This window comes from Salinigranum sp. (genome assembly GCF_041641895.1).
Classification (GTDB): Archaea; Halobacteriota; Halobacteria; order Halobacteriales; family Haloferacaceae; genus Salinigranum.
The window spans coordinates 1-8,205 of sequence record NZ_JBEPXO010000121.1; the positions used below are offsets into that span (position 1 = coordinate 1).

An 8,205-nucleotide genomic window follows, 5' to 3' on the forward strand; every position below is an offset into this window, starting at 1 on the left:
CATCGTGATGCTGTATCTCGACATCTCGCTCGGGTAAGTTACCCACGACTGAAGTGGTGGGCTTTCCCCCGCGAGGAGTTTCGGCCCACGCTTCGTTCACCGTCGAGGGCGGGTTGCACGACGGCGGTCGGTCACGCGGAGGGGTTCCCTGCGCGAGTTTCCGGCCCGTGGCCACCGTCCGAAGCCGTCTCACACCACTTCAATTATCGGTGGATTTCCCTCGTTTCATCGACGCTTGATGCGACGAGAGCGACGAGGCGTCATCCATCCCCGATGTCAGGGCCTACTTACGAAGGCCCCTCCACGGACGACACATTTGGCCGACCGGGAGTGTACCTGCTGCTGCGGAACGCGGGAGCATAACTCGACCGGTGGCGAAACCGGCCGTTCGTCGCCCGTGGGAGGCGACCGGACTGTCGGCTTCCTCCCACGACTGAACTCGTGGGCTTCCGCCTCGATTCTATGTGAAAAACCGACTCACGGTAGGCCCATCCTACCTGTCAGCCGGTGGTGAGGAGAGCGTTAGGCGGCCCATGTTAATGTCGAACTCCGACGTTCGGGAGGTAATGACTCAGGGCAAGGTTCTCCTCGTCGGGATCGACGCCGCGTGCTTCGAGCAACTCGACCCGCTCCTCGAGGCGGGCGAGCTGCCGGCCATCGCGACGCTCATCGAGGAGGGCGTGGCCCGCGACCTCGACACGACGTTCCCGCCGTGGACTCCCTCGGCGTGGCCGTCGGTCGTCACCGGAGTCGAGCCGTGGCGTCACGGCGTCTACGACTTCCACTCGTACGACGACGGTCCCGCGCGGCTCGTCAACGCCGCCGACGTCCGCGTCCCCTTCCTCTGGGAGACGCTCTCGGCGCACGGCCACGCCTCGGTCGTCGTGAACGTCCCGGTGACCCACCCGCTCCACGCGTTCGACGGTTCGCTCGTCCCCGGCTACCTCGCGCCCGAGGGTGCCCCCGTGATGGTCGACGGCGAGGAGCGGACGCTCGCGGCGCTGGGACTCGACGACTACACCGTCTACGGACGCGACGCGAGTTCGAAAGACGACCGTCTCGCGGAGTACGAGCGCCTCGTCGACTCCAGAGTCGCCGTCGCCGAACGCCTCGCGAGCGAGCGCGACTGGTCGTTCATGATGGTGCAGTTCCAGGCGCCCGACGCCGTCTTCCACACCGACGGGACCGACCCGGAGGCGGTGGCCCGCGTCTACCGCCGGGTCGACGCGGGCGTCGAGCGCCTGTGTGCCCTCGCCGACGAGGACTGCACCGTCGTCCTGGTCTCGGACCACGGCATCCACCAGTACGACCGCGTCGTCTACCTCAACGCCTGGCTCCGCGACCGCGGCGACGTCGTCACCTCCGCCGAGGCGACGCGGCACGTCTGGAACGAGGGCGAGAAGCACGCGATGCGCGACGGGAGCGAGTCCGACGCGAGTGACCCCGGAGACGGGCGTGCGTCGTCGCGCGGGGCACGCGTCGCCGGAGGAATCCTCGGCGGTCTCGCCCGGGTCGGCCTGACGCCGACACGCGTCGAGCGCGTCCTCGCCCGGGTCGGCCTCGACGAAGCCGTCGCCCGCCTCCTCCCCGAGTCGCTCCTCCTCGAAGTCGTCGAGGCCGGCGAGTACGTCGACGTCGAGCGGTCGGCGGCGTACTGCCGCTCGCTCTCCTCGCTCGGCATCCGCTGTAACGTCGCGGGCCGCGACCCCGGTGGCGTGGTCGCACCCGAGGCGTTCGACGCCTACCGGGCCGAACTGGTCGCGGACCTGCGTGCGCTCCGCGCGCCCGACGGGTCGCGCGTGTTCGAGGCCGTCGAGGACCGCCACGCGCTCGTCGACGGCGTCGAGAACGAACGGAGCGCGCCCGACATCCTGCTCCGCCCGGCGGGGATGCGCTGGAAGGTGTCGGACGTGGTCCGGGAGCGCGTCTTCGGCGAGACGAGCGAGTTCAGCCACACCTGGACCGGCCTCGTCGTCGCCGCTGGACCGGGAATCGACCCCGACGCTGGATTCGCGGTCCCCTCGCCGTCCGTCGTCGACATCGCCCCGACGGTCCTCGCGCTGCTCGGTGTCGACCCGGCCGGACTCGACGGGCGGCCGCTGTTCGGAACCGAAGGCGAGGGAGCGGTCGAACGGGTGCGCAACGGCACGCAGGAACCGAGTCCCGTCGCCGTCGGCGAGCGACAGTTCCTCTCGGCCGACGCCGCGGACGCGGAGGGAGCGGAGGACTTCGACGTCGTCGCCGACCGCCTCAAGCAGATGGGCTACCTCGACTAAGTCGCGCCGAATCACGTCCGTCGGGGGCGCTTCCGGTCGTCTGTCCAGGTGTTGGTTAATTCGCGGCTTTGTTGGTTATGCCTATGGATGGAATCAAATTTTTCACCCCACCGTTTCCAGTATACTCGGTCAGAACATGAACCAGCAGACTGCGGAGGGCAACAGGTTACGAGGATGACGGAACACCCCCTCCCCACTATTTCCAGTAAAGCGCCACGAGAGAGAGAGCCACCCAGTGAGAAAGAACTTTGAATCGAAGAAAAGTTTATACCAATGCCGTTTGAGATAGTCCGTAGGAGAGCTAGAATGCGGTTGCTGTTGTGGTTGGTCCTAGTGAAAGAGAGCAACTCAAGAGTTCCGGAGGCCTTCGTCACTAGCTTTACTGGAAATAGTGGGGGGAGAGTGGGTGGATAGAGCCGCTAGCTCTCATCGTGTAGGTGTATTAGTGGAAACGGTGGGGTGTGGCACTCGTCAGACGTTCGCGTAGTGTCGCTCTTGTGTAGAATTGCGGAAAGTCCCGATAACGACACAACCGGTGACATCCTCCCCGTGGTAAACGACGGGGCTTCCCCCGCACGAGGAAACCCGGCCTGTTGCCGAGCAGGGTTCAGGACCGTCTCTCCCGAGGTCGATGGGGCGGGGCGGGGTTCGTCCCTCGCTCGGGAGCGTCCTGTGGCGCTGTCACGGGCGCTCCCATCCGCAAGCGAGTCATCGCCATCCGGTTTCTCAGGCTGGCTCTCTCCCAAGCGGTCATGCCTCACGGCATGGTCGGTTCGATCACACGTCCCCGACCCGTGGGCCGGGTTCCCGTGCTGGCGAACGACGCGAACCCCGCAGTCGGTTGCAGAACCGACCCGTGGGAACCGACGCCCGAGAAAACCCCGGACGCTGGTTTCAGCGCGTCTCGTACTCCCGCGCAAGTGCCGAGAGCCGACGTAACCCTTGCTATGCCCCACGTCACCGAGTGTGCTAACCGTTGGGGTTTCGGCGGGCAACCGACGGCGGTTGGTCCGTACCATGTCGGATTCACGCCCGTCCCCAGAACGCGAAGCGTTCTGGTGTGCGAACGAGACGCGAATCGTCTCGTTACCGCCGTAAACCGCGGGATTCTCTCCTTGATTCAAGATAGTTGACTCGACGGATTCACCAACCGGAGTGAGTGACCGAACGAGACCGAACGTGTGAGCGGCCTGTTCCGAGTCCTGCTTGGACGGGCCGCGGAACTTCCGGAGCCACAGTTGAACGAGTGAAAACAGACACTCAGCCTGGTTAACGTGGACGCTGTCGGGCGATACGTACGTCTCTTTGTGCACGACCGTTCGGTGGTCGAAGTCCATCTCTCGGTACGCTTGGAGGCCGTCAGTCCAGACCTCTCCCAGCGGCTGGGAGAGGGCTTCAGCCTCCTGAATCACTGGTGCAAGCTCGTCCTGGTAGTCGGTTCCGAGTTGGCCACGGATCACACGAAGCGAGTCGCGGCACGCCGTGACGAGCGTCAGTTGATCACCGTGACGCCCCCGCCAGCGTGAGCGGCCAGTCTGGGACGAGCCGCCGCGAGAACGGCTGTTCCGCGGCGGCTCGTGGCCTTTGTAGCCCGAAGAGACTGTGCCGGATTCGTCGACTTGCGTCCGTCCATCGGTGGTCTGGCCGAGGAGTTCCCAGACGACGGGGAGGCCGCGCTGAACCGCGGCTTCCACCTCCCGAATCGCCGTGTGAACGGGTTTGTAGGCTCGACCGAGCAACGGTGCGATCTGGTTGATACTGAGCAGTGTATCGGCGTAGAGCGTGAACGCGAGAAGCACCTCTCCTGCGGGGAGGTGCTTCTCGTGAAACGGCGTTCCGTAGGTGTAGGCCGGCTTGAAGTTGCAGTCACGGCCCCACACGCGGTCGAGGTGCAGCCACGTTTGAACGGCGTTGTGCCCGCACCGTGGACAGGACGTGTTCTCCCAGACTTCCTTGAGTCGCCACTCGATGCGAGCATCGAGCGGCTCCGTGTTGATCTCGACGACGCCCAGCTCGATCTGCTCTCGAAACATCGCTCCAAACGCCGGCTGGGCAGAAGACATACTCGCAGATTATGACCGGCTCAGTGTAACTACAGGGTCTTTCCGTAGCTCTACACAAGAGCGAGTCCTCGTGGAGAGACTCCGTAGACAGCCTTCGTGGACCGACCCGGTCGGAACGGACGACTACCGATGGTCCGGACGGCGCGTGTCGCGGTCGGCGACGGCCTCCAAGACCGCCGCCAGCGCCGCCGCGGCGCCACCGAGGAGGTCGGCCCCCCACTCGTCGGTGGCTCTGGTCGGGTCGCCGACGACCCCGTTCTCGGTGAACTCCGCGCTGTCGAACGCGAGATTCACGCGGTGAGTCCACTCGCCCCACCCCTCGCTCCCGCCGTCGCGTGCCTCGACGAACCGGTCCTCCCGCAGGAGGTCGGGGTGGGTCGCGAGGAGGAGCGACGTCTCCAGCGGCCCGCCGTGACCCATCTCGCTCGAGTCCGCTCCGACCGACTCGAACCACGTGAACGGGACGGCGTAGGCGTCGTCGTGACGGGTGATGGTCCCCGCGACTTCCCGGAGGGCGTCGACGTTGCCGCCGTGACCGTTCACGAGGACGACGCGGTCGAACCCGTGGTGGGCGAGGCTGGTGACGACGTCGCGGACGTAGGCGCGAAGCGTGTCGGGGGCGACCCAGAGCGTCCCGGTGAACTGCCGGTGCTCCTCGGCGACGCCGACGGGGACGGCAGGCGCGACGACGACGTCGTGCTCGCAGGCGTCGGCGCCCGCGTCGGCCACCGCACGGGCGGTGAGCGTGTCGGTTCCGAGCGGTGCGTGCGGGCCGTGCTGTTCGGTGCTGCCGACCGGTACCACGGCCAGGTCGGTGTCGAGAGCGTCGACGTCCGTCCACGAGCGCTCTGTGAGTCGCATACCGTCGTGTCGCCACGGGGAGGGTATAGATGCCACGGAGCAGAGAGCGAGAGACGGGGGCGTGGGACTCGACGGGAGTCGGGACCTGAGAGGGTCGGGGTCAAAAAGAGTCGGGGCCTGAGGGAGTGAGGACCAGCGAGAGTCGAGGTCAAAAAGGGTTAGCAGCTGAGGAAGTCGACGGGGCGGGATTGGGAGACGAAGTCGGGAGCCGAACCAGGAGACGAGAGCCGGGGAGGGCGGACGTACGGCGCGGAGCGCGGCGGTAGACGGTGGGTAACTATCGGCGTTACCGCCCTGGAGTCGTGTAATGACCGACGACTCTCTCTCGCGCTGCCGCGAATCAGGTGGAGGCCGACCGTGAGCGACACACCGCTCGTCAGCGTCGTGGTCCCGACGTACGACCGACCCGACCGCCTCCGCCGAGCGCTCGAGAGCGTCGCCGCCCAGACCTATCCGAACGTGGAACTCGTCGTCGTCGACGACTGCTCGCCGACTCCCCTCGAACCGGTCGTCGAGCGCGTCGACCTCGGGGGACTGCACGGGGTCACGTACCTCCGGAACGAGGAGAACCGGGGCGGCAGCGCGACGCGAAACCGTGGCATCCGCGCCGCGACGGGCGAGTACGTCGCCTTCCTCGACGACGACGACGAGTGGAAGCCGACGAAGCTCACCCGGCAGGTGGAGACGTTCGCGGCGAGCGACGACGACGTCGGCCTCGTCTACGTCGGCACCGAACTCCGGCGCGACGGCCACCCCGTCAACACGGTCGTTCACTCGCTCCGCGGGTGGGTGACCGAGGACCTGCTCCGCGGGGCGTCCATCTCGGAGTACTCCGGCGTGCTGGTGCGCGCCGACGTCTTCGACACCGTCGGGTTCCCCGACGAGCGGTTCCCGAGCTGGCAGGACCGCGAGTGGTTCGTCCGCCTCTCCACGAGCTACGCGTTCGAGGCCTGCGAGGAACCGCTCGTCGTGCGCCACCTCGACGGGGACGACCGGGTGACGAAGAACTACGAGACCAAGCGGGACGTCACGTACCCGCTGTTCGTGGAGACGTTCCGCCCGCTGGCCGTCGAGTACGGGGTCGAGCGGCCGTTCGAGGCCGCGATGACGGGGAAGATGGGTCGAACCGCCGTCCAGCACGGGTACTACGCCGACGCGCGACGGTTCCTCGGCCGGTCGCTCCGTCTCGACCCGACCGACCTCGAGGGGTATCTGTTCCTCGCGACGGCGCTCGGCGGCCGGTACACCTACGCACCGGCGAGGCGCGGGCGACAGTTCCTCCACCGGGTGGTGGGGCTGTGAGCGACGTCCGTCCCGGTGGGGACGACGCCGGCACGAACTGGGGGGGTGCGAGCGCTGAATACCCCAGAGGCCGGGGGCGACGGGCGGAGACGAACGGCTCGACCGGTGCGGACGCGAAGGCGTCTGCCGGCGCCGAAGGCGCCGCCGTCGGGAGCGGGGGACGAGGAGCCGAGGTCACGACAGCGACCACGGCCACGCCGACGCGTCCGACCCCGCGGGTCGCCTTCTTCATCCCGACGATGAATCTCGGCGGCGCCCAGCAGGTGACCGTCACCATCGCGAACGGCCTCGCCGCACGCGGGTACAGCGTCGACCTCGTCCTCGCTCGCGGCGTCGGACCGCTGCTCGACCGTGTCGACCACGCGGTCACCGTCGTCGACCTGGAGACTCCCGAGGTCCCGGGCGTCGGTGTGCTCGCCGCCATCCCGTCGCTCCGGTCGTACCTCCGCCGGGAGCAGCCGGACGTCCTCTTCGCCGCGATGATGAACGCGAACGTCGTCGGCGTCCTCACCGACGCCCTCGCCGGGGTCGACACGCGTCTCGTCCTCACCGAGCACAACACCTTCGGGGTGCGGCCGGGACTGCGTGACCGCGTGACCGCGACGCTCGCCTCGGCGCTCTACCCCCGCGCCGACCACGTCGTCGGCGTCTCGCGGGGCGTCGCGGACAGCGTCGTCGCCGGAACCCGGATCACGGGCGACCGGGTGTCGGTGCTGTACAACCCGATCGACGTCGACGACATCCGCGCCGCCGCACGCGAGGAACTCGACGAGGCGGCAGCCGAACTCATGGAGGGAGACGTCGTCTTCACCGTCGGCCGACTCGAGGACGCGAAGGACCTCGCGATGCTGCTTCGGGCGTTCCGGCGCGTCCACGAGGAGCGACCCTGGGTCGAACTCGTCGTCGGTGGCTCCGGGTCGAAGCGAGCGGAGTTGGAGGCGCTCACGGCGGAGTTCGGACTCGAAGACGTCGTCACGTTCGTCGGCTACGTCGACAACGCCTACGCCTACATGGCCGCCGCGTCCGTATTCGCCCTCTCCTCGAAGCACGAGGGGTTGCCGACCGTCCTCCTGGAGGCGCTCGCCTGCGAGACGCCCATCGTCTCGACCGACTGCCCGTCGGGACCACGCGAAATCCTCGCCGACGGGCGGTACGGGCGCCTCACGCCGGTCGGTGACGACGGGGCGTTCGCCGAGGCGCTGCTCGAGACGCTCGACGCGCCCGTCCCGGCCGCCGCGCTGGGAACGCGGGCGGAGGACTTCTCGCTCGACGCGGTGCTCTCGGAGTACGAGACGTTCATCGCCCGACTGAACCGAACGCAGGCGGTCGTCTGAACGCGCGGCCGACGGCCGAAGGGTTCGGCGGAACTCGACACGCCGTCGACGGGGACGGACGGAGACGGTCGACAGAGACGAACAGACGCGGCCGACGAGGCGAACGGACACCACCGTGTCCGCAGTAACGGGCACCTACCGCGGTGGCGGCCGGCGAAGCGTCGGTGTTGGTGAACGGCACCGGCCGTCGTTCGGCCCGGAACACCACCGTGTCCGCAGTAATCGCCCGCTTCGAACCGCAACAGCCCAGTCCAGGACGTCCAGCGGGTCGAAGGAACCCCACCGTGTCCGCTGTTCTCGCTCGCTCGGCTCCACCGTCCCTCTTCGCCTCCCTCCTTCCCGTTCCTCCTCAACCACGTCACGCCGCCC

Annotated in this window: 4 protein-coding genes and 1 pseudogene; 3 read left to right on the top strand and 2 right to left on the bottom strand. The window is 67.7% G+C overall.

Translation table 11 applies throughout. The features are described from left to right. Nucleotides 1-566: 566 nt before the first annotated feature. The gene (locus ACESK5_RS18085; RefSeq protein WP_372912980.1) at nt 567-2,276 is read left to right on the top strand and encodes an alkaline phosphatase family protein; all 1,710 of its coding nucleotides are present in this window, start codon (nt 567-569) and stop codon (nt 2,274-2,276) included. Between the two features lie 1,124 nt (nt 2,277-3,400). On the opposite strand, the pseudogene ACESK5_RS18090 reads toward ACESK5_RS18085, so the two are convergent. Further along, a pseudogene (locus ACESK5_RS18090) lies at nt 3,401-4,339 on the bottom strand (IS1595 family transposase); the annotation flags it as partial. Between the two features lie 123 nt (nt 4,340-4,462). Further along, the gene (locus ACESK5_RS18095; protein WP_372912981.1) at nt 4,463-5,200 is read right to left on the bottom strand and encodes a creatininase family protein; all 738 of its coding nucleotides are present in this window, start codon (nt 5,198-5,200) and stop codon (nt 4,463-4,465) included. A gap of 357 nt (nt 5,201-5,557) precedes the next feature. On the opposite strand from ACESK5_RS18095, the gene ACESK5_RS18100 reads away from it, so the two are divergent. Together ACESK5_RS18100 and ACESK5_RS18105 are read left to right on the top strand one after the other, a co-directional pair. After that, nucleotides 5,558-6,502, top strand: a complete 945-nt coding sequence (locus tag ACESK5_RS18100) for a glycosyltransferase (protein ID WP_372912982.1) — start codon at nt 5,558-5,560, stop codon at nt 6,500-6,502. Beyond that, the gene (locus tag ACESK5_RS18105) at nt 6,499-7,836 is read left to right on the top strand and encodes a glycosyltransferase (protein WP_372912983.1); all 1,338 of its coding nucleotides are present in this window, start codon (nt 6,499-6,501) and stop codon (nt 7,834-7,836) included. Before ACESK5_RS18100 ends, ACESK5_RS18105 begins: the two co-directional genes overlap by 4 nt. Nucleotides 7,837-8,205: the final 369 nt, after the last annotated feature.